Source organism: Billgrantia campisalis (assembly GCF_022341425.1).
Taxonomy (GTDB): Bacteria; Pseudomonadota; Gammaproteobacteria; order Pseudomonadales; family Halomonadaceae; genus Halomonas; species Halomonas campisalis.
On the sequence record NZ_JABFUC010000001.1, the window covers coordinates 94,633 to 116,786 of the forward strand.

General features: G+C 66.5%; 19 protein-coding genes. 15 read left to right on the forward strand and 4 right to left on the reverse strand.

What is annotated here, in order from left to right; translation table 11 throughout:
* Positions 1–74: 74 nt before the first annotated feature.
* From HOP52_RS00385 to HOP52_RS00395, 3 genes are all read right to left on the reverse strand, one after another.
* The gene (locus tag HOP52_RS00385; protein WP_238974823.1) at positions 75–2,408 is read right to left on the reverse strand and encodes a bifunctional diguanylate cyclase/phosphodiesterase; all 2,334 of its coding nucleotides are present in this window, start codon (positions 2,406–2,408) and stop codon (positions 75–77) included.
* 472 nt (positions 2,409–2,880) lie between these two features.
* Positions 2,881–3,918 carry an OmpA family protein gene (locus tag HOP52_RS00390; protein WP_238974824.1) on the reverse strand — a complete coding sequence of 346 codons (1,038 nt, stop codon included), beginning with the start codon at positions 3,916–3,918 and terminating at the stop codon, positions 2,881–2,883.
* A 111-nt stretch (positions 3,919–4,029) separates the two neighbouring features.
* Entirely contained in the window at positions 4,030–6,552 is a 2,523-nt protein-coding gene (locus HOP52_RS00395) for an EAL domain-containing protein (protein WP_238974826.1), read from the reverse strand.
* 507 nt (positions 6,553–7,059) lie between these two features.
* On the opposite strand from HOP52_RS00395, the gene HOP52_RS00400 reads away from it, so the two are divergent.
* A complete protein-coding gene (locus HOP52_RS00400) occupies positions 7,060–9,057 on the forward strand; it encodes a methyl-accepting chemotaxis protein (protein WP_238974828.1) in 1,998 nt (665 codons plus the stop codon).
* 151 nt (positions 9,058–9,208) lie between these two features.
* Positions 9,209–9,577: a flagellar protein FlaG gene (locus HOP52_RS00405; protein WP_238974831.1), complete on the forward strand. Its 369-nt coding sequence runs from the start codon at positions 9,209–9,211 to the stop codon at positions 9,575–9,577.
* Between the two features lie 64 nt (positions 9,578–9,641).
* Here HOP52_RS00405 and fliE read toward each other — a convergent pair whose 3' ends face one another.
* Positions 9,642–9,959: a flagellar hook-basal body complex protein FliE gene (gene fliE / locus HOP52_RS00410; RefSeq protein WP_238974833.1), complete on the reverse strand. Its 318-nt coding sequence runs from the start codon at positions 9,957–9,959 to the stop codon at positions 9,642–9,644.
* A 271-nt stretch (positions 9,960–10,230) separates the two neighbouring features.
* On the opposite strand from fliE, the gene fliF reads away from it, so the two are divergent.
* The 13 genes from fliF to fliR all read left to right on the forward strand — a co-directional run bounded on the left by fliF (position 10,231) and on the right by fliR (position 22,035).
* The gene (fliF, locus tag HOP52_RS00415) at positions 10,231–11,991 is read left to right on the forward strand and encodes a flagellar basal-body MS-ring/collar protein FliF (protein WP_238974835.1); all 1,761 of its coding nucleotides are present in this window, start codon (positions 10,231–10,233) and stop codon (positions 11,989–11,991) included.
* Positions 11,988–12,992 (forward strand): flagellar motor switch protein FliG, encoded by a 1,005-nt coding sequence (gene fliG / locus HOP52_RS00420; protein WP_238974837.1) that lies wholly within the window; start codon positions 11,988–11,990, stop codon positions 12,990–12,992. Before fliF ends, fliG begins: the two co-directional genes overlap by 4 nt.
* Positions 12,985–13,731, forward strand: coding sequence for a flagellar assembly protein FliH (locus HOP52_RS00425; RefSeq protein WP_238974839.1), 747 nt, complete (start codon positions 12,985–12,987; stop codon positions 13,729–13,731). Before fliG ends, HOP52_RS00425 begins: the two co-directional genes overlap by 8 nt.
* 16 nt (positions 13,732–13,747) lie before the next feature.
* Entirely contained in the window at positions 13,748–15,142 is a 1,395-nt protein-coding gene (gene fliI, locus HOP52_RS00430; RefSeq protein ID WP_238974841.1) for a flagellar protein export ATPase FliI, read from the forward strand.
* Positions 15,139–15,597 carry a flagellar export protein FliJ gene (gene fliJ / locus HOP52_RS00435; RefSeq protein ID WP_238974844.1) on the forward strand — a complete coding sequence of 153 codons (459 nt, stop codon included), beginning with the start codon at positions 15,139–15,141 and terminating at the stop codon, positions 15,595–15,597. Before fliI ends, fliJ begins: the two co-directional genes overlap by 4 nt.
* Positions 15,542–17,503, forward strand: a complete 1,962-nt coding sequence (locus tag HOP52_RS00440) for a flagellar hook-length control protein FliK (RefSeq protein WP_238974846.1) — start codon at positions 15,542–15,544, stop codon at positions 17,501–17,503. The genes fliJ and HOP52_RS00440 overlap by 56 nt, the downstream gene beginning before the upstream one ends.
* 113 nt (positions 17,504–17,616) lie before the next feature.
* Complete coding sequence (gene fliL / locus HOP52_RS00445) at positions 17,617–18,090, forward strand: flagellar basal body-associated protein FliL (protein WP_238974848.1); 474 nt, start codon at positions 17,617–17,619, stop codon at positions 18,088–18,090.
* Positions 18,091–18,108: 18 nt separating this feature from the next.
* Positions 18,109–19,155, forward strand: a complete 1,047-nt coding sequence (fliM, locus tag HOP52_RS00450) for a flagellar motor switch protein FliM (protein WP_238974850.1) — start codon at positions 18,109–18,111, stop codon at positions 19,153–19,155.
* Positions 19,148–19,729, forward strand: a complete 582-nt coding sequence (gene fliN / locus HOP52_RS00455) for a flagellar motor switch protein FliN (RefSeq protein WP_238974852.1) — start codon at positions 19,148–19,150, stop codon at positions 19,727–19,729. Before fliM ends, fliN begins: the two co-directional genes overlap by 8 nt.
* Positions 19,726–20,169 (forward strand): flagellar biosynthetic protein FliO, encoded by a 444-nt coding sequence (gene fliO, locus HOP52_RS00460; RefSeq protein WP_238974854.1) that lies wholly within the window; start codon positions 19,726–19,728, stop codon positions 20,167–20,169. The genes fliN and fliO overlap by 4 nt, the downstream gene beginning before the upstream one ends.
* Complete coding sequence (gene fliP / locus HOP52_RS00465; RefSeq protein ID WP_238974856.1) at positions 20,166–20,921, forward strand: flagellar type III secretion system pore protein FliP; 756 nt, start codon at positions 20,166–20,168, stop codon at positions 20,919–20,921. The genes fliO and fliP overlap by 4 nt, the downstream gene beginning before the upstream one ends.
* Positions 20,922–20,963: 42 nt before the next feature.
* Positions 20,964–21,233 carry a flagellar biosynthesis protein FliQ gene (gene fliQ, locus HOP52_RS00470; RefSeq protein ID WP_238974858.1) on the forward strand — a complete coding sequence of 90 codons (270 nt, stop codon included), beginning with the start codon at positions 20,964–20,966 and terminating at the stop codon, positions 21,231–21,233.
* Positions 21,234–21,240: 7 nt separating this feature from the next.
* Positions 21,241–22,035, forward strand: a complete 795-nt coding sequence (gene fliR / locus HOP52_RS00475; RefSeq protein WP_238974860.1) for a flagellar biosynthetic protein FliR — start codon at positions 21,241–21,243, stop codon at positions 22,033–22,035.
* Positions 22,036–22,154: the final 119 nt, after the last annotated feature.

Genomic DNA, 22,154 nt, shown 5'->3' on the forward strand with positions numbered 1-22,154 from the left:
GAAAAACTTCCTACTCGATCAGCTTCCGATCAGAGGGCTGGCCTGCCATGCGGCTGAAAAACACATAGCTCAGATCAAGCCGGCAAGGCATCTTCCTGTCGTGCCAACCCCTGCCATTCGCTGCGCCGCGGCCACTCGGCCAGCCAGGCGGGAAGCGCCGCGGCGGGCATGGGGCGGGCGATGCCGAAGCCCTGGGCCAGGCGGCAGCCCAGCTCCAGCAGCTCGGTGGCATGCTCGAGACTTTCCACGCCCTCGGCCAGCAGGTCGCGGTTAAAGCGCTTAGCCATGTAGATAACGCTCTCGACGATGGCGCGGTCGCTTTCGTCACTGAGCATGTCGCGCACGAAGCTCTTGTCGACCTTGATCAGATCCACCGGCAGCTGGCGCAGGTAGGTGAGCGAGGAGAAGCCGGTGCCGAAGTCGTCGATGGCCACTTGCACGCCCATGGCCTGGCAGTGGGAGATCACCTTCAGAGCCGCGGCGATGTCCTGCATGGCGGCGGTTTCCACCACCTCGAGCTTGAGCCGTGAGGGCCCCACCGCGGGCTTGGTGGCCAGCAGCCCCGAGAGCCTGGTGACGAAATCGGGCGCAAGCAGGTGGGCGGGACTGATATTGACACTGACCGGGAGATCCCCGCCCTCCCCCTGCCAGCACGCCAGCTGCTCCAGCACCGTCTTGAGCACCCATTCGCCGAGCACGGCCTCCAGCCAGGTGCCTTCGATCAGCGGCAGGAACTCGGCCGGCGAGAGCAGCCCCTTATCGGGGTGCTGCCAGCGCACCAGCGCCTCGAAGCCCACCACCGAGGCGGTGGCCATGTCGATCTGCGGCTGGTAGTGCAGGCAGAGTTCATCGCGCTGTATCGCCTGCTCGATCCGCCGGCGCTGGAGCTGGCAGCGCTGCAGTCGCCGGTCCTGCCCCGGATCGAAACGCGTGAGGGTGTTGCGCCCGTTCTGCTTGGCGCGATACATCGCCTGCTGGGCGTGGCGCAGTAGTACATCGGCCTCCACCTCATCCAGGGGAAAGCTCGCCAACCCAAGGCTCGCCGTCACGCTGACCGTGCGCCCGCCCAGCCGGAAGGGCTGGCGGATCGCCTCGAGCAGCGCCTCGAAAGCCGCATTGTCGGCCGCGTCGTGCATCAGCAGGACGAACTCGTCGCCCCCGGTGCGCACGATCAGGTCTTCATGGCCAAGCTGACGGTTGATGCGGCGGGTCAGCGCCAACATCAGACGGTCGGCCAGCACAGTGCCCAGGCGCTCGTTGACGACCTTGAAGTGGTCCACGTCCAGGGCGCAGACGGTGAGGGTGCCGTCGCGGCGGCTGGCCAGCGCCAGGGCGTCCTCGAGCCGGTGGGCGAGCTGGGCGCGGCGCGAGGCCCCGCGATATTCGTCGATATAGCGTGGGAGATCGGACTGGCACAGGTCGAGAGGCGTGATCGATTCTTCCGTCGTCTCTGGCTCCGGGTCGACCTCCACCCGGTTGCGGCCGCGCCGCTTGGCCCGGTAGAGCGCGGCATCGGCGCGTCGGATCAGGTCTCGTGCCGTGTCGCCGGCCTGGTAGGCGGCCAGCCCGAGGCTGATGGTCACGCCCGGGCCGGGCATGACGGCGGCGGCCACGTCGGCGCGCAGCCGCTCGGCCAGCTGGCAGGCGCCCTCCAGGGGTGTCTCGGGCAGCAGCAGGGTGAACTCCTCCCCGCCCCAGCGCGCCAGCAGATCGGTCTTGCGCAGGCGTTTCTGCACCAGCTCGGTGAGCGCATGCAGGATCGCATCGCCGACATCGTGACCGTGATTGTCGTTGACCGCCTTGAAGTGGTCGATATCCAAGAACATCATCGACAGTTCCGCACCGCTCTCCTGCGCCCCCCTGACCGAGGTGATCAGGGCGCGATCGAAGGTACGGCGGTTGGCGGCGCCGGTGAGATGGTCGCGGCTTGCCTCCTGGGTCAGGGTAAACTCGACCCGCTTGCGCTCGGCGATGTCGTGGAACACCGACACGTAGTGGCGCACCTGGCCATCATCGCCCTTCACGGCGGTGATCGACTGCCACACCGGGTAGATCTCGCCGTGCTTGTTGCGATTCCAGATCTCACCCTGCCAGTGGCCCTGCTGGTGCAGCGCGCCCCACAGGCGCGTGTAGAAATCCGGGCCGTGGCGGCCGGACTTGAACATCCGCGGGGTGTTGCCCAAGACCTCCTCGGCACTGAAACCGGTGATCCGGCTGAACGCCCGGTTGACGCGCCGAATGCGCATACTCCGATCGGTGATGATGGTGGCCTGACCGGTCTCGAAGGCCGCGGCCATCAGGCGCAGCTGGTCCTTCTGGCTCATCGCCTCGACGTCGATGCTCTGGCCTTCGGCGCGACGCTGCACAGCCGCTGACTCGCCCTGGTAATCCGCTTGCTCCTTACCCATCACCCGATTCCTTTTCACGACTGATTGCAGCCTCGGCGGTACATCTCCCGACATCTCTGGCCACCAAGCCTCTCACAAGTAGATAAAGCGATCACCCGACCTTGACCAGGCATCTTTCCATAAAACTTCATAAAGTGTCGTCAATATTGATATATGTCAACACTTTGAACCGCTCTGTGTACAGCTATTGTACAGTACGAGCCTCACTATAATTGGTGCCCACGTTTGCTGCAACGTCCCCTTGCAGTGACCTTCACTGATCTCGTATCTCCTCACATGCAATGAGAAGCCGACTAAATCGACACAGGCGATCGCATTGTCCAAGTTCGATACAGCTCAAGGGGGCGTGCTGCCGAGGAGCTATGATCCGGGCGACCAAGCGTGAGGAAGGGGACAGCTGCTGGCGACACGGCCGCAGACAGCGAGTGTGGCCAGCGGATCAGGGAAGCAGGAGCAGCAAGACGGCGCCCGCTCACTGGGCGTGGATGATCACCTCGACCCGGCGGTTCTGGGCGCGCCCTTCGGCGGTGTCATTATCGGCCAGCGGACGGGTGTCGGCCAGGCCCACGGCGCGCAGGCGACTGGTCGCCACACCGGCCCGCTCCAGGGCGTGGACGATGGCGATGGCGCGGGCGCTGGAGAGCACCCAGTTGGAGGGGAATTCCGGAGTCTGGATGGGACGGCTGTCGGTATGGCCTTCCACCGCCACCTCGCCGTCGTGGCGCTGGATGAGCTCCACCAGGCGCCCCACCAGCGCCTCGCCCTGCTCGGTGAGGTCGGCCTCGGCGGTGGGAAACAGCCACTGGTCCTCTACCTGCAGCTTGATGCCTTCGGCGACCCGGGAGACGGCGACGCCTTCCAGATCGGGCAGATAGGGCGACTCGGCGACCCGCTCGTCGAGCGCCTCGGCGGAGGCCACCGCCTCCGGTGACAGTTCGCGGGTGCGGGCCGGTGGTCGGTCGGTGAGCACCAGCATGTAGTCGGCCAGCGGCGAGGGCAGCGACTGATCGGTCTGCAGCACCGCCTGGGGCAGCGCGATCCGCATCGGCACGCGCTCTTCGAGAGGCGGCCTGTCCGCTCCAGATGCCAGGGCGACGGTGGGCAGCGGGCGGGCCAACAGCGGCGGCACGCGGGGCTGCGCGGGACGCGGCGGCCGCCCGGCCACCCCCAGGGCGGCGGAGACCGCCGCCGGGCTCAGCCTGCCGGCGACAGCGGCAGGATAGCCGGGCTCCTGCGGCCTGGCGGCCAGGGCGCGCTGGAGCGCCGGCGGCAGCGGCACCACCCCGGGGCTGGCTAGCGGTTCGACCGGCGACGGCGCCTCATCGGTACCGCCGCCGGCGAAAGAGAGCGTAAAAATCAACACCAGCAGCGCCACCAGCAGGGTCATCACGTCCAGATAGCCGATCATCCAGGCGCTGTCCTGGTCATGGTCGTGATGGGGCGGCGTGAGCGATTCGTGGCGCATGGGGCCACGATGGTCACGGGTGCCGCTGGCGGTGGGTCGGATCATGGAGGGCCGTCGAGTGGAAAAAGCCGCCGCCTAGCCTACTCGCAGTAGGGCTTTGGTGAAACCGCGAAAAGCGCGCCCTTGCGGGCGCTGCTTGTCGCAGCCACCCCGCGCTCAGACCGGTTGTTGAACGCTGTCTTGGCAGCTCGCCAGGTAGCGCTGCGAAAACGCGCCAGCGTCAACCGGCCGACCCAGCAGGAAGCCCTGCAGCAGGTCGACCCGGTAGCGCGCCAGCGCCAGGCGCTGGGACTCGGTCTCCACGCCCTCAGCCACGACCCGAAGCCCCAGCTCTCGGGCCATGCCGGTCACCGCGGCGACGATGGCGGCGCTGCCACGGCGCGCCACCTCCAGACGCTGGACGAAGCGGCGGTCGATCTTCAGGGTGGTCACCGGCAGCTCCTGCAGGTAGCTCAATGAGGAGTAGCCGGTGCCGAAGTCGTCGATGGCGATATCGCAGCCGAGATCGCGCAGCCCCTGGAGGATCGTCGCCGCCTGCTGCGGCTTGTCGAGCAGGGTGCTTTCGGTGAGCTCGAAGCCCACCAGTCCGGGCGGCAGCCGGTAGTGGGTGAGCAGCTCGGCCACCCGGCCGGACAGATCCTTCTGCCAGAACTGGCGGGCGGAGAGGTTGATGGCCACCGGCACCGGGGCAAGCCCCGCCCGGCGCCACTCGGCAAGCTGGCCACACACCTGCTCGAGGATGCGATCGCCCAGTGCGCCCATCAGCCCGGCACGCTCGGCCAGGGGGATGCAGTCGCCGGGGGCAATGGCCCCCAGCACCGGATGGTGCCAGCGTAGCAGCGCCTCAGCGCCGCGCGGCGTGTCGCTGCCAGGGGCGAACAGCGGCTGATAGTGGACCGCCAGGCCTTCGCCGGTCTCCACGGTGTTGCGCAGCGCGGTCTCGAGGATCAGCTGGTGGCTGTCCTGGTCGTTCATTTCCGCCCGATAGAGGCGATAGGCGTTGCGCCCCTCCTGCTTGGCGCGATACATGGCCATGTCGGCGCAGTGGATCAGCGCCTCGGCGCCATCGGCATCGTCGGGGTAGAGGCTGATGCCCAGGCTGCAGCCGATGCGAAACGTCTGGTCGCCCAGCAGGCAGGGCTCGCTGACCGCCTCGATCAGACGCCGGGCGATGCGGGTGACCTCCTCCACCGCCTCGAGGTCGGGGAGCAGGATCAAAAACTCGTCGCCGCCCAGTCGCGCCAGGGTGTCGTCTTCGCGCAGCCGGTGCTGCAGTCGCTCGGCGACCAGCACCAGCAGCTCGTCGCCAACGCCATGCCCCAGGCTGTCGTTGACCTGCTTGAAGTGGTCGAGGTCGAGAAACAGCACCGCCAGCCGGTTGCCGTTGCGATGGGCGTGACGGATCGCCAGCGCCAGGCGATCTTCCAGCAGGCGCCGATTGGGCAGCCGCGTCAGCGGATCATAGTAGGCCAGCTTGCGAATGCGCTCTTCGTTCTCGCGGATATGGGTGATGTCATTGAACAGCGCCGCGTAGTGAGTCACCGTGCCCTCGTCGTCGGTGATCGCGGTGATGGTCAGCAGCTCCAGGTAGAGCTCGCCGCTCTTGCGCCGATTCCAGATCTCACCGCGCCAGTAGCCGGAGCGATCGAGCGCCTCCTGCATCTGGCGATAGAAGGCGCCGTCGTGGCGGCCCGAAGAGAGAATCGCCGGGGTCTTGCCCAGCGCCTCCTCCAGGGTGAAGCCGGTCATGTGGGTGAAAGCGGGGTTGACGAACTCAATGCGGCTGTCGGCGTCGGTGATGATGATGCCTTCCAGCGAGGAGTCGATAACCCGCTCGGCCAGCTGCAGGTTCTGGCGGGACTGGGCCAGGGCCTGGTCGCGCTGCTCCAGGGCGGCGCGCAGGTCCTGCATATAGAGGTGCTCGGCGCCGGCCAGCATGTCGCGAAAGCCGAGCAAGCCCACCACGCCCCCGTCGTCGTCGAGCACCGCCAGATGGCGCACCTGCTTGCCCAGCAGGCGGTCGCGGGCCGAAATCAGGGTGTCGTGCTGGTGCACGGTGAGCAGCGGCCGGCTGGCCAGCTCGGTGACCGGGGTGTCGCCGGGATAGCGGGCCACGCAGCGCACCAGGTCGCGCTCGGTGAGAATACCCAGCCCCTCCCGCTCGCACTGCACCACGGCGGCATCGCAGCCGGACTGGCGCATGCGCCCCGCGGCCTGGGAGAGCAGCTGGTCGCCCTCCAACAGCAGCGGGCATTGGCGCATGGCGCCCTGCACTTCGCGCAGGCGCAGATAAGGCTCCAGCCCCTGGTTCAGCGCCACGTCGGTCTGGGTGATGATGCCGACCGGGGTGTCGTCGGCGTCGACCACCAGGAAGTGGCGGCGGCGCTCGGCGCTGAAGCGCAGCGCCGCCTCGCCGACCGGGGTGGCGGCCGGCAGGCTCGCCACCGGCCGACTCATCGCCTCGCGGATCGGCCGGCGCACGGCCTCGGGGTCGGCAAAGTTCACCGCCAGGGCGTCGTGCTCGGTCCAGATCCCCAGCGGCTGGCCCGCCTTGATCACCAGGATCGAGCTGCACTGCCTATCGGCCATCCGCTCCGCTGCGACAAACAGCGGGGTATCGGGCTCGCAGGTCAGAAGCCCGGTTTGCATGATGCGCTCGATGGGAAGCTCGTGACTCATGGGGCCTCGCTGGCAGCAGGAAACAAGGGGCTAGGTAGCTGATACAGATCAAGACCGCTGATCCTAGCGCAGAACGGCAAGGATTGCTGCAGCCCACCGAGTGCCGATCGAACGCACAGGGCGGCGACGCTCGCCGGGCGCCCGCGGTCTTCGAAGCGGGGTCGGATTTGACGAGCGATGGTTCGATACTAATAGGGAGCGAATGTGTCTCCGCCGGCCGAGATGACACGCTAGTGAAGGAAGCCGGCGCCAACCATGATGCATATCAACTTTTATGCATATCCACGCTTATTCAACTTGTGCCCGAGACGAAGACGCGACAGAAGGATGCCAATCGAAGCTTACCTAGGAAAAGCCCGACTACCACGCCCGGAAATTTGATGTGCATCAAATTAGCCGCCAACACCGCGAAAACCGCTAAAGCCAACGCATAGCACGGCCGACAAGAGCATCAGCTGCCACGCGCTCGTCGTGGCACCCTCGCACCACCCAGGGGAGACACTCCCGATGACCCGACTGCTCCACCGTATCAACATGGGCTGGAAGTTCCTGCTTGCCCTGTCGCTACCGCTGATGGCCATGACCTGGTTCGCCGCCTCCGGCGTGCTCGAACGCCAGCAACTGGCAACTAACATGGCCGATCTGGAGGAGATGACCCGCATCTCCCAGCGGGCCGGCAACCTGATCCATGAACTGCAGCGCGAACGCGGGATGACGGCGGGCTTCCTGAGCAGCGAGGGCGCGAGTTTCGGCGACAGCCTGCCGGATCAGCGGCGCGCCACCGACGCCCGGCTTGAGACCTTCCGGCAGTACCTGAATAACGTCGACCTGGTAGCCCTGGACGCCCGACTGGCGGCGCGTATCGACGATACCCTTAGCCAGCTGGCCGCCACTGGGGCGCTGCGCCAGCGCATCGACGGCCTGGAGATCCCCACCGGCGAGGCCATCGCCCACTACACCGAGATCAACAACGACCTGATCACGGTGATCGGCCGCATGACCCTGGCCACCGAGGAGGCCAGCGTCTCCAGCCGACTGACCGCCTACTACAGCCTGCTGCAGGCCAAGGAGCTGGCCGGGATCGAGCGGGCAGTGCTCTCCGGCGCCTTCAGCGCCGACGCCATGACCCCCGCCACCTACCAGCGCCTGCTGACGCTGGTCGGCCAGGAGACGGCCTATCACGAAGCCTTCGACACCCTGGCCACCCCCGCCATGCGCGAGCGACTGCGCCAGGTTGCCGAAAGCCCCGAGGTCGCGAGGGTCGAGCCGCTACGCGGGACCGCCATCGCGCTGGGTACCGAAGGCGGCTACGGGGTGGACGCCCAGCAGTGGTTCGACTGGCAGACCGACAAGATCGACCTGCTCAAGGAGGTGGAGGACGCGGTGGCCGAGGATGTACTGGCCACGGCGGTGAGCCTGCGCAGCAGCGCCTTCGGCGACCTGATTCGCCATCTGCTGGTGGCGGGCCTGGCCGCGGGCCTGGCGGTCCTGCTGGCCGCGATCATCGTGCGCAGCATCGTGCTGCCGCTGCGCCGCACGCTCAAGGCGATCAAGAACAGCAGCGGCGATCTCACCCTGCGCCTGGATGCACCGGGCAGCGACGAGCTCGCCCAGCTCTACCGCGCCTTCAACGAATCCTCCGCCAACTCGGAGCTGCTGGTCTCCAACATCAAGCAGGGCGCCATGGCGGTGGCCGTGGCCAGCAGCCAAATCAACCAGGGGAACCAGAACCTCGCCCAGCGCACCGAGGAGCAGTCGTCGTCGCTGGTCGAGACCGCTTCCAGCATGGAGCAGATGACCGCCAGCGTACGCCAGACCGCCGACAACGCCCGCCAGGCCCAGGGACTCTCCGACCAGGCCGCCAGCCAGGCGACCCAGGGCAGCAGCGTGGCCTCCGAGGCGCGCACCGCCATGGCCGAAATCCACGCCGCCAACCGCGAAGTGACGCGCATCGTCGAGGCGATCGACAACATCGCCTTCCAGACCAATCTGCTGGCGCTCAACGCCTCGGTGGAGGCCGCCCGGGCCGGCGAGCACGGCCGAGGCTTCGCGGTGGTGGCAAGCGAGGTGCGCAAGCTGGCCAGCCGCAGCGCCGAGGAGGCGGAACAGATCCGCCAGTTGATCGACAACAACGTGGCCCGCATCGACGCCGGCGAGCGGCTGGTCAACGCCACCAGCGACACCCTGGAAACGATCGCCGAGCGGGTCCAGCAGGTCGCCGATATCATTGCCGAGATGTCGACGGCGGCCGGCGAACAGTCGTCGGGTATCGAGCAGATCAATCAGGCGATCAGCCAGTTGGAAGAGGTCACCCAGCACAACGCCACCCTGGTCGAGCAGGTGGCGGCGGCCAGCCGCTCGCTGGACGGCCAGGCCGAGGACATGACCCGGCTGATCGCCCGCTTCAAGGTCAGCGAGTCGCCCCATCGGCACCCGGTGCAGGAGCAGAAGCAACCGCAGGCGCTGGCGCACCTGCCCGGGCCGGTGCCGGCCTACGAGCAGTAGTCACCATGGCGCGAGCTGTTGCATCGGAAAGGCGGGGTAAGCGCGTGTAACGAGCATCGCTAAAGTTATCCCGCTAGCCGGCCGATAGGAGCCTTTAGGGAGGGGCCGGCCAATGGCCGGCTTTCAAGGGCACATAACAGGAAGAAACGCCATGTCATCACCACTGATCGACGCCACCGGCGCCCCGGGGATATCGCCACTGCACGACATGACGCCGCGTGAGCGCAAGGAGTCGCTGATCGCGGCGCTGCCCTCCGCCGGCACCCACCTCGCCCAGGCGGAAAGCCATGCCCAGGGCCCTGGGCCGGCGGACCTGGTGGAGCCGGTGCAGCGCATCAACGAGGTGCTACGCCAATACGGGGTGGAGTTCGAGATCAACGAGGTCCCATCGCGGGTGGTCACCCGGATCATCGACCGGGAGTCCGGCGAGGTGCTGCGCCAGATTCCCGCGGAGGAGGTGCTGGAGATCGCCGAGCGGCTGAACGAGCTTCAGGGGCGATTGATCAATCTGGAAGCCTGAGACGGCGCCCAAGCCCGGCGTCCAATAGCGTCACTGGGCCAGCCAGGTCGGTTTCCTGCTTGCGTCACACCTGCATGTTCATGACATCGCGATAGGCGTTTACCAGGCGATTCCTGACCTGCAGGCCCATCTGGAAAGCCACGCTGGCCTTCTGCATGTCGACCATGACGTCGTTGAGTTCGACGTTAGGGTCGCCTGCCTGGAAGGCCATGGCCTTGCCGTTGGCGGTCTGCTGCAGCCGATTGATGCGCTGAATGGAAGCCTGCAGCTCTCCGGCGAAGCCCCCCTGCCCCGCCAGGGTGGAGACCTGCTGGCCCTTGCCGGCCTGGGTGGCCAGGGTCTGCATCTGGGCAAGCGCCGACTGGATGGCGGGAGAACTCATGGCTGTCGCACCCCTTGGCTGAGGAATAAAGGATCGGGCCTTGGACGTACGGCACAGACTAACAGCCAGGCCGAAGGTGCCATACCCGCAATTGGCAGGAAAAAACCCGGCTTTTCCTGCCTTTGGCATGGACGGCAGTTCGCATAATGGCGTTCATCAGAGCTGCGCCCCGTGAGGGTGAGCCGAATGCGATGAACGGATAGCAGTCAATGCCCTCTTCCATCAAAAGCCGGGCTCTCGAGGCCAGCGGCGCACTCCCCCGGGGGGTCGCATGAGCAATGGCGCCTCGACGCCGGGTCAGCAGAACGCCCAGTCCCAGCCATCGGCCAACCAGCTGATGGAGCGACTCCTCGGCCAGCTTCGCGGCAATCCGCTGGTGGCCGTAATGATCGGCGGCGCCGCCTTTATCGCCATCGTGGTGGCGCTGCTGATGTGGGCGCGTGCGCCGGAGTATCGCGTCCTCTACAGCAATCTCAGCGAGGCCGACGGCGGCAGTATCATCAACGAGCTGGACAGCCGGGGCATCCCCTATCGCTTCAGTGACGGCGGCCAGGCGCTGCTGGTGCCCGGCGGCCAGGTACACAACCTGCGCCTGCAGTTGGCCGAGCAGGGGCTGCCCCGGGGCGGCAACGTCGGCTTCGAACTGATGGACAGCCAGGCCTTCGGCATCAGCCAGTTCGCCGAGCAGGTCAACTTCCAGCGCGGCCTCGAGGGGGAGCTGTCGCGCTCCATCGAGTCGCTGGGGCCGGTATCCCGCGCCCGGGTGCACCTGGCCATGGCGCGCTCCTCGGTGTTCGTGCGCGACCGCGAGCCGGCCAAGGCCTCGGTGGTGGTGACCCTGCAGCCCGGGCGGGTGATCGGCGACGGCCAGGTCAGCGCCATCGTTCATATGGTCTCAAGCAGCGTGCCGGACCTGGCCACCGAGGACGTGACGGTGGTCGACCAGAACGGCCGACTGCTGTCGATGCCCAGCGCCAACGGCCGCGGCCTGGACGGCACCCAGCTCGACTACGTGGCCGAGGTCGAGCGCTCCTATCAGCAGCGCATCGAAAATATCCTGACCCCCATTCTCGGTCAGCAGAGCGTGCGCGCCCAGGTCGCCGCCCAGATCGATTTCTCCCGCCGCGAGGAGACCTCGGAGCGCTATGGCCCCAACCAGCCGCCCAACGAAGCGGCGGTACGCAGCCGCCAGTCGAGTCTCAACTTCAACGCCGGCGACGACCTGGCTGCCGGCATTCCCGGCGCTCTGAGCAATACACCGCCGGGCGCCGCCCTCTCCCCCATCAACCTCACTCTGGGCGAAGATGAAGACGGCGACGCCGAAGGCGATCCGGCACAGGCCGGGGAGACGCCCCTGCAGGCGATCAACAACCTGCGCCAGGATGACGTGGTCAACTATGAGGTGGATCGCAGCGTCGAGCATATCCAGCATCGCCTCGGGCGCATCGAACGGCTGTCGGCGGCGGTGGTAGTCGACTATCGCGAAGAGCGCGACGAGGACGGCGTGTGGCAGCGCGTGCCGCTCAGCGACGCCGAGGTCGCCCAGCTCGAGCGCCTGATCCGCCAAGCCATGGGCTTCTCCCAGGCCCGCGGCGACGAAATCGAGGTGGTCAACAGCCCCTTCACCCGCGAGCCCGAAGAGGGCGAGCTGCTGGAGTGGTGGCAGTCGCCGGAGATCCATTCCCTGGCCCTCACCTTCGGCCGCTACCTGCTGGTGGCACTGGGCATCCTGCTCGGCTACCTGCTGATCCTGCGCCCGCTGATCAAGCGCTACACCCAGCAACCGGTGTTGACGACCGCTACCGCTGGCGGCCCCGGTTCGGCCCTGCAGGTGCGAGTCGGCGACGATGAACAGGAGTCCGCGGAGTCGGATGGATCGCAGACTGACAGAGACGTGCAGCCCTATACCAAGCCGAAGCGCAAGCGCAAGTCGTCGGCCTATGAGGATCACCTGGCCGAGCTCCGCGAGCTGGCCCAGGAGGACCCCCGCATGATCGCCATGATCGTTCGCAGCTGGATGAATAAAGAATGAGCACCGCCAAGACCATGAGCGGCATGCGCCGCAGCGCCATCCTGATGCTGGCCCTGGACGAGGACAGCGCGGCCGAGGTGTTCAAGTTCCTGGGCCCCAAGGAGATCCAGCAGCTCAGCATGGAGATGGCGGATCTCGGCCAGGTCTCCCACGATGACATGCAGAAGGTGCTCTCGGAGTTCCATCGCGAGACCGAAGAGTTCATCGCCCTGAACCTCAACTCCAGCGAGCATATCCGCTCGGTGCTGACCAAGGCCCTGGGCAGCGAACGCGCCACCAGCCTGATCGAGGACGTCCTGGAGTCCCAGGGCAGCAGCAGCGGCATCGACTCGCTGAACCTGATGGAAGCGCCGATGGTGGCCGAGCTGATCCGCGACGAACACCCGCAGATCATCGCCACCATCCTGGTGCATCTGGAACGCCACCAGGCCGCCGACGTGCTGGAGCTGTTCGACGACAAGCTGCGCAACGACGTGGTGCTGCGTATCGCCACCTTCAGCGGGGTGCAGCCGGCGGCCCTGCAGGAACTCACCGAGGTGCTGTCGGGCATGCTCGACGGCCAGAACCTCAAGCGCAGCAAGATGGGCGGCGTGAGAACCGCCGCCGAGATCCTCAACCTGATGAATTCCAGCCAGGAAGAGACCGCCATCGAGACGGTGCGCGCTCACAGCGAGGACCTGGCACAGAAAATCATCGACGAGATGTTCCTGTTCGAGAACCTGCTCGACCTGGACGATCGCAGCATCCAGCTGGTGCTCAAGGAGATCGACACCAACTCGCTGGTGGTGGCCCTGAAGGGGGCGCAGGAATCGCTGATGGAGAAGTTCCTGCGCAACATGTCGCGGCGCGCCGCCGACCTGGTACGCGAGGACATGGAGGCGCGGGGCCCGATCCGGGTCTCCCAGGTGGAAACCGAGCAGAAGGCGATCCTGCAGGTGGTGCGGCGCCTGGCCGATGCCGGCGAGATCGTGCTGAGTGGCGGAGACGACACCTATGTCTGACGGCAAGCCGGACCACGCAGAGCGCCATGCGCCCTGGCGGCGCTGGCAGATGGGTGAGCTGCAGTCCGGTCGCCCCCAGGCGGGCGGCGGCGAAGCGCCGCCGGCAGAGGCCGCCCAGGTGGTCCGGCAGCGACAGGCGGCCCGTCGTCAGGCCGAGCTCGACGCGCTGCGCGAGCAGGTCATCCGCGAGGCCCGAGAGGAAGGCTACCATGCCGGCCTCGAGGAGGGGCGCCGCGAGGGTCTGGCACAGGGGCTGCAGGAGGGCCGCCAGCAGGCTGCAGAAGAGCTCGACAAGCGCACCCGTGAGACGCTGGCGCCGCTTGCGCCGCTGGCCGAGCAGTTCTCCGCGGCCCTGGCGGCGCTCGACGAAAGCATCGCCGACGAGCTGGTAGAGCTGGCCCTCGCCACCGGCCGGCAGCTGGCCGGCGAGGCGCTCAAATCGCGCCCGCGCCAGGTGCTGGAGCTGGTACGCGCCCTGCTGCATACCGAGCCGCCGCTGACCGGCCAGCAGCGGCTTTGGCTGCACCCGCTGGACCACAAGCTGGTAGAACAGCATCTCGGCGAAGAGCTGGCGGCGGCCGGCTGGACCCTTCAGCCCGACGACCAGCTCAGCCGTGGGGGCTGCCGCGTGACCAGCGCCAGCGGCGAGCTGGATGCCACCTGGGAGAGCCGCTGGAAGTCCGTCAAGGCCCAGGTACGCCGACGCCGCCCTTCGACCCAGACCACCGACGACGACTAGCGAGACGACTGCCGATATGACCGAGGCCCTGGCCCACAATCCGCATCAGGCACGCTGGCAGCAGACGCTGCAGCACGTGCGTGAGCGCGTAGACAGCGTGCCAGGCTATCGCACCAGCGGGCGGGTGCTGCGCGCTACCGGCATGGTGATCGAGGCGGTGGGGCTGCGAGTGGCGTTGGGCAATGCCTGCCGCATCGAGCTGCTCTCTCCGGGAAGCACCGAAGCCACCCGCTACGCCGAGGCCGAGGTGGTCGGCTTCGCCGGCGAACGACTCTTTCTGATGCCATTGTCGGAGATCAGCGGCCTGATGCCCGGCGCCCGGGTCTTCCCGCTGGGCGACGGCCCCGACCACGCCGCCCGGCGGTTCCCCCTCGGCGCCTCACTGCTGGGCCGGGTGGTGGACGGCAACGGCCAGCCGCTGGACGGCCAGGGGTCACTGGAGGCTGCCCCTCGCGCACCGCTGGCCACCCCGCCGCTTAACCCCCTGGCCCGCGCCCCCATCGAAGAGCAGATCGATGTCGGCATTCGTGCCATCAACGCCCTGCTCAGCGTCGGGCGCGGCCAGCGCATGGGGCTGTTCGCCGGCTCTGGCGTGGGCAAGTCGGTACTGCTGGGAATGATGGCCCGCTACACCGCCGCCGACGTCATCGTGGTGGGGCTGATCGGCGAGCGTGGCCGCGAGGTGCAGGACTTCATCGACAACATCCTGGGCCCGGAGGGTCGCCAGCGCGCCGTGGTCGTGGCCGCCCCCGCCGACACCTCGCCGCTACAGCGCCTGCAGGGTGCCGCCTACGCCACCCGGCTGGCGGAGGATTTCCGCGACCAAGGGCAGAACGTACTGCTTATCATGGACTCGCTGACCCGCTATGCGATGGCCCAGCGCGAGATCGCCCTGGCCATCGGCGAACCGCCGGCCACCAAGGGCTATCCGCCGTCGGTATTCGCCAAGATTCCGAGCCTGGTGGAACGGGCCGGCAACGCCGAACGCGGCAAGGGCTCGATCACTGCCTTCTATACGGTGCTCACCGAAGGCGATGACCAGCAGGACCCCATCGCCGATTCGGCCCGGGCGATCCTCGACGGCCATATCGTGCTGTCGCGTACCCTCGCCGAGGCCGGCCACTACCCGGCCATCGATATCGAAGCCTCCATCAGCCGGGCCATGACTCACATCATCGACGAGCCGCAGCTGCAGATGACCCAGGCCTTCAAGCAGCTGTTTTCCCGCTATCAGCGCAACCGCGACCTGATCAGCGTGGGCGCCTATACCCCGGGGCATGACCCCAAGCTCGACGAGGCAGTACAGCGCTACCCGAAACTGGAGGCCTTCCTGCAGCAGCGCATCCACGAGAACGCCTCGATCCAGGCCTCTCGGCAGGCGCTCGGTGACACCTTAGGAGTCAGGCAATGAGTGCAACCTCGCAACTCGGCATGCTCAGCGATCTGGCCAGGGACGCCCGCGACCAGGCCGGCCAGCTGCTGGCGGGCGAGCGCCAGAACGAACAGCAGGTGGCGGCCCAGCTGGAGTCGCTGTCCCGCTATCGTCTGGAGTATGCTCAGCGGCTGCAAAACGCCATGCGCGACGGCATCGACCCGGCCAGCATGCACAACTACCAGCAGTTTCTTGCCTCGCTGGATGCGGCGCTCGACCGCGCCCGCCAGGCGCTGAATGACCAGCGAAAGCGGGTTCAGCAGAGCCAGCAGCAGTGGCAGCAGGAGCAGCAACGCCTGTCCGCCTATGACACCCTCACGTCGCGACGCCACGCCGAGCAGCAACGCGAGCAGGGTCGACGCGAACAACGTATCGATGATGAGATGGCGGCCGGGCGATTGCTTCGTCAGCGTGCCAACGAGAGCGGTTCGTGAGCCGAATCGGGAGATCGTAATGGACGTAAAAATGATGCTGGCCAGTCTGGCCGGCCAGCCAACAACCAGTCAGTCGACACCCGGGGGGCGCGCGACCGCTAGCCAGTTCTCCCTGAGCCTGGCCAGCGCAGCCGGCCAGCCGGCAACCCCGAAGGGTTCGTCGGCCACCTCGAACCCGAATGCCGCAAGCCCGCGGCCAGGCGGCCAGGCGATCCAGGACGCGCTGCTGCAGCGCCTGGCCTGGCACGCCAGTCAGCAGGACCTGGCCGAACTCGAACTGCCCGATGGACTGCAGAACGACACCGGCGCAGCAGCGCTCGAGGCAGTGCCACTCGAAGCTCTCCTCGAGCGGGTGGACTGGCATGACGCTCTTGATGGACTCGCCGAACTCGAACTGCCTGACGACCTGGACACAGCACGGGTCGACCCGCATCTCCTCGAAGCGATAGTCGAGCGCATGGCTGAGCAGGGCAGCCCGCAGGCAATGGCTCAGACCGACCTCAACCTGCCTGATGACCGGAACACAGTAGCGTTCGAGGCGATCCCGCTCGATGCGATCCTCGAACGCATGGCGCGACAGGACAGCCCGGAAGCAGTGACCCAGACCGACCTGCCCGATGACCGGATTACAGCAGCCGTCGAGGCGCTTCCCCTTGAGGCGATTCTCGAGCGCATCGCCCAGCAGGGCAGCCCGGAGGCAGCAGCCAAGCCTGAGGAGTTGGACGCAGCATGGGGCGACCCGCACCTCCTCGAGGCGATGGTCGAGCGTATGGCCCAGCAGGGTAGCCCGGAGGCAGCAGCCCAGACCGACCTGCCTGATGACCGGAACACAGTAGCGACCGAGGCGCTCACGCTCGATGCGATCCTTGAGCGCATGGCACTGATTCAGGGCTTACAGGAGTCGCCGCGCCCGCTCAGCCTGGACGAAAAGTTGGCCCTCAGCGGCCTGCCGGCTGATCAGCGTGTCACAACCGAGCCAAGTGACTCAACCGACAGCCGTGCTGACGACAACGCCTGGCAGGACATGCCCGAAGCCCAGGCCTTAATGACAGCGCCCGGCTCCCCGGCCACCCTCGAGGGCGCGCGCGAAACCACCTCTCCCAGCCTGCAAGAGTCAACGAGACCTGCCCCACCATCCACGCAGTGGGAGAACCCGCGCAGCGAGGCGATGCGGCATCAGGGCCAGGGCGCCTCGTCTTCAGTGGCGAACGCCGATACAGCGACTCGCCAGGGCTTCATGAGCCAGCTCGACGCCCGTGGCGATAATCCGATACGCAGCCTGGAGGCCTCGGCAGCGGCAACAGCGCAGGTCGCAGCTTCAACGCCGGCCAATCCCTCCGCCGAAGCATCTCGGTCGGCGGCAGGTACCCCGGAAAGCGTGCCCCTGGCAGCCCTGTCCCAGGGCAACAGCGGCACCACTGCCGCCACTGCCCCCCAGCCTGGCCCGGCACAGGCCACCCTGAGCCCCCCGCTGCAGAGCCAGGCCTGGCCCAGCCAGCTGGGTCAGCAGCTGGTCCAGTTCGCCCGCCTCGGGGGTGAGCAGCGCATCGAGATGCAGCTCCACCCGGCCGAGCTTGGGCCGCTCTCGGTGACCCTTAAGATGACCGAACAGGGTGCCCAGGCGCAGTTCCTCTCCGCGCACGCTCAGGTCCGCCAGGCGATCGAGCAGGCAATCCCGCAGCTGCGCGAGGCCTTGGCCGAGCAGGGCATAGAGCTTAGCGATACCTCGGTGGGCGAACAGCGTCAGCAGGATACCCAGGCCTTCGCCGACACTAACGGCCAGGGCGGGCAGCCGCGCGGCAGCGGCGGCGACTCCGATGACGCACTGGCCGATACCGATGGCCTGGACCCTCAGGCGGTCGAAACCGGTATCAGCCTGGATGGGCGAGTGAATCTCTACGCCTGACACAAACTGCCAAGATAGCGCCATAGGCGCGGCCTGTTCACGTCATCGCGACAGGCCCACTGCCGCATAATGGCGCATCGCGGCTGGATCCACTTTTCACGATAGGCAAGGCAATGGCGAAATCGACAGGTGGCACACCCAAGCTGCTGTGGCTGATGATACTGCTGGTACTGCTCTCCATGGCAGCAGCCGGCGCAGCGATCTATATGGTCATGAGCGACGACGACACGGGTCAGGGCCAGATGCAGAGCCAGCAGGTCGAACGCCAGTCGCCGATCTTCCTCAAGATTGACCCGTTCACCGTGAACCTGGCCGACGACGAGTTCGGCTCTCGACTGCTCTATGCCGGCCTGACGCTGAAGGTGGGCAACGAGGAGACTCGCGAGATCCTCGAGGAGCACATGCCCCAGGTGCGCAGCCGGCTGCTGATGCTGTTCTCCGGCAAGCAGGCTCAGGATATCGTGTCTCCCGGGGGCAAGAGCCGCCTGGGCGATGAGGTCGTGGCGACCCTCTCGGAGCCCATGACCCAGCCGCAGCCGCCCCTGGACATCCGGGACGTACTGTTTACCGAGTTCATCGTGCAATAACCGGGTTAGCTGGCCACCATGTCCCAAGACGACCTGCTGTCACAGGAAGAGATCGACGCGCTGCTCAAGGGTGTGAGCGGCGACGACGAGCCTGCCGCCCGCGGTGATGCCGATTCACGCATTCGCCCCTATGACCCGGCCTCACAGCACCGGGTCATTCGCGAGCGCCTGCAGGCCCTGGATATCATCAATGAGCGCTTTGCGCGCCACTTCCGCATGGGGCTGTTCAACCTTTTGCGGCGCAGCGCCGATATCACCGTGGATTCGGTGCGCTATCAGAGCTACAGCGACTTCTCGCGCAACGTCCCGGTCCCCACCAATATCAACATCATCGCCATGAAGCCGCTGCGCGGCTCGGCGCTGATCGTGTTCCCCCCCAACCTGGTGTTCATGGTGGTGGACAACCTGTTCGGGGGCGACGGGCGCTTCCTGACCAAGTCGGAGGGGCGCGAGTTCACCAATACCGAACAGCGCATCATCCAGCGGCTGCTGTCACTGGCCATCGACGCCTACGAGGAGTCATGGAAGTCGGTCTATCCGCTGGAGATCAGCTACCTGCGTTCCGAGATGCAGTCGAAGTTCGCCAATATCACCAACTCGCCCAACGAAATCGTGGTGAATACCGGCTTCAATATCGAAGTGGGCAACCTCTCCAGCAGCTTCCAGATCTGCATCCCCTACTCGATGGTGGAGCCGATTCGCGATCTGCTGGCCAATCCGCTCAGCGACGGCAGCCAGAACCAGGACGGCACCTGGACCCAGCGCATGGCCGGCGAGATACGCCACTCAGAAGTCGAGCTGGTCGCCAACTTTACCGATATTCCCAGCTGCATCGCCCACGTCATGGCGCTAAAGGTGGGCGACGTACTGCCGCTGGAGCTGCCCGAGACCGTGATCGCCAATGTCGATGGCGTGCCGGTGATGGAGTGCGACTACGGCAGCCAGCATGAACAGCGCGCACTGCGTGTCAGGCGCATCATCGACCATGGTGCCGAGAACCCGGCGTCCAAGGACGCCTTCATCAAGGGCGCTGCGCCTCAAGCCAAGGAATCCAAGCATGACTGATCCCAAGAAACCCGATCAGAACGTTTCCGACGACGATTGGGCGGCCGCCATGTCCGAACAGCAGGACGACCCGCAACCCGCCGCCGACGACGACCCCTGGGCGGAAGCGATGGCCGAGCAGGAGGCTGCCGAGGCCAAGTCCGGCCAGGGCGACGCCGACGACGACCCCTGGGCGGAGGCCCTGGCCGAGCAGCAGGCCACCGAGGCCGCCGCTGAGGATGCGCCGTCCGACCAGGGCAGCCAGGCGCCTGCCCAGGCGGCCAGCGACCAGGTTTTCCGCCCCCTGGACAAGGGGCGCGACAGCGCCACCGCCCGCGATCTCGACATGATCATGGACATCCCGGTCAAGCTCACCGTGGAGCTGGGCCGCACCAAGCTAACGATCAAGCAGCTGCTCGAGCTGGCCCAGGGCTCGGTGATCGAGCTCGACGGCCTGGCCGGCGAACCCATGGATATCCTGATCAACGGCTACCTGATCGCCCAGGGTGAAGTGGTGGTGGTCGACGACAAGTACGGCATCCGCATCACCGAGATCATCACTCCGTCAGAACGCGTCCAGAAACTGAATCGATGAGCGACACCCCCTCCTCCGCGGCCCAGGCCTCGGGCATCGAGGCGATCTCGGCCGGCGGCGATGCCCTGGTGGGCATGGCGACCCTGGGCAAAACGGCCGCTGCCCTGGCGCTGGTCATCGCGACCATCCTGATCTGCACCGCCCTGCTCAAGCGCTGGAGCCCCCAGCGCAGCGCCGCCGGTGGCCAGCTGAGGGTGGTCGGCAGCACCGCGCTCGGCAGCCGCGAGCGGGTGGTAATCGTCGACGTCAAGGGCACCTGGCTGGTGCTAGGGGTAGGGGGCGGCCAGATCACCAAGTTGCACGAACTCGAGGCGCCACGCCAGACACAGACTCCCCTCGACGACGCCGCCGGCCCGTCGGAGGAGCGCTTCGCCAGCCGCTTCGCCCGCGCCCTCAAGCACAATGCCGGCCTGGGAGGCCAAGGGCGGGGAGAGTCATGAGGCACCCGCCCCTCAGGACGGTGATTGCAGCGCTCATCCTGCTGCTGGCCGCCCTGCCGCTCACCGCCACCGCCCAGCAGTTGCCCGGCATCGTCAGCCAGCCCCTGGAAGACGGCGGTCAGCAGTGGTCCATTCAGCTGCAGACTCTGCTGCTGCTCAGCGCCATGGCCTTCCTGCCGGCGGCGCTTTTGATGATGACCGGTTTCACGCGCATCATCATCGTGCTGAGCCTGCTGCGTACAGCCATGGGCACCCAGTCAACGCCGCCCAATCAGGTCATGCTGGGCCTGGCGCTGTTCCTTACCTTCTTCGTGATGTCGCCGGTCTTTTCGCTGGTCTACGAGACCGCCTGGCTGCCGCTCACCGCCGACGAGATCAACTTCGAAGAGTTCCTGCTGCTGGCCCAGGAGCCGTTTCGCGAGTTCATGCTGGCCCAGACTCGCGAACCCGACCTGGCGCTGTTCGCGCGACTGGCCGAGGTAGGACCCATGCAGGGGCCGGAGGACGTGCCGCTGCGGATTCTGGTACCGGCCTTCGTCACCAGCGAACTGAAGACCGCCTTTCAGATCGGCTTCACGATCTTCATCCCCTTTTTGATCATCGATCTGGTGGTAGCCAGCACCCTGATGTCGCTGGGCATGATGATGGTGCCGCCGGCCACTATCTCCCTGCCCTTCAAGCTGATGCTGTTCGTGCTGGTGGATGGCTGGCAGCTGATCATCGGCTCACTGGCCGAAAGTTTCTTTATCTAGCGATTGGATGCCGGGGCTTAGCGCCTCGGCAAGGAGGGAAGGATGACACCGGAAATGGTCATGGGCATCGCCTATCAGGGCATGCGCGTCACCCTCTTCCTGGCGGGCCCGCTGCTGATCACCGCCCTGCTGACCGGTCTGACCGTCAGTCTTTTCCAGGCTGCGACCCAGATCAACGAGATGACCCTCTCCTTCATCCCCAAGATCCTGGGGGTGTTTACCGTGCTGGTCTTCGCCGGTCCCTGGCTGCTCAAGCTGATCACCGACTTCACCCGCAACCTGTTTAGCAACATTCCCAACATGCTGATGTGAGGCACTGATGGTCGAGGTGACCTTCGCGCAGCTGCACGGCTGGCTGGTGGCGCTACTGTGGCCCTTCGTGCGCATCACCGCTTTTCTGGTCGCCTCGCCGCTGTGGGGGCACTCCAGCGTGCCCAATCAGGCCAAGATCGGCCTGGCCTTTCTGGTCACAGTGGTGATCGCCCCGGTGCTACCTCCGATGCCCGAGATTCCCATCGTTTCCTGGGCCGGCTTCGGTCTGGTGGTGGAGCAGATGCTGATCGGTATCGCCATCGGCCTGGTCATGCACGTGGTCTTTGCCGTGGTGCAGGCCGCCGGCGAGTTCATCGGGCTGCAGATGGGCCTGGCGTTCGCCACCTTCTTCGACGCCGGCAGCGGTACCAACACCGCCATCCTGTCGCGGATCTTCTTCATGATCACGCTGCTGATGTTTCTCGCCCTGGGCGGGCATCTGATGGTACTCGAGGCGCTGGTCACCAGCTTCTACGGCCTGCCGATCGGCATTGGAGCCTTCGATCCGGCCGCCTTCGAGATGCTGGTACGCTACGGCGGCACCATCTTCGTCTCCGGTATGTCGCTGGCGCTGCCGCTGGTGGGCTCGCTGCTGATCATCAACCTGGCGCTGGGGATTCTCAACCGCTCGGCGCCGCAGCTGACCGTCTTCAATATCGGCTTTCCCACCTCCCTGACCGTCGGCATCTTCCTGCTCGGGGTGCTGATGACCGATATGGGGCGTTTCCTCCAGCGCCTGTTCAGCAACGGCCTGAGCTTCATGCATCAACTCATCGAGGCGCTGGCACCCCTGGCGACCTGATTGGCCAGCCTCCAACAGGAACGTCAAAAATAAAAAACCGCCCTGGCAAGCCGGGGCGGGACAAAGGGTCCTGGTAGCACCAGGACCGGCAGGGAAGCGTTTCAGTCAACAAATCGGAT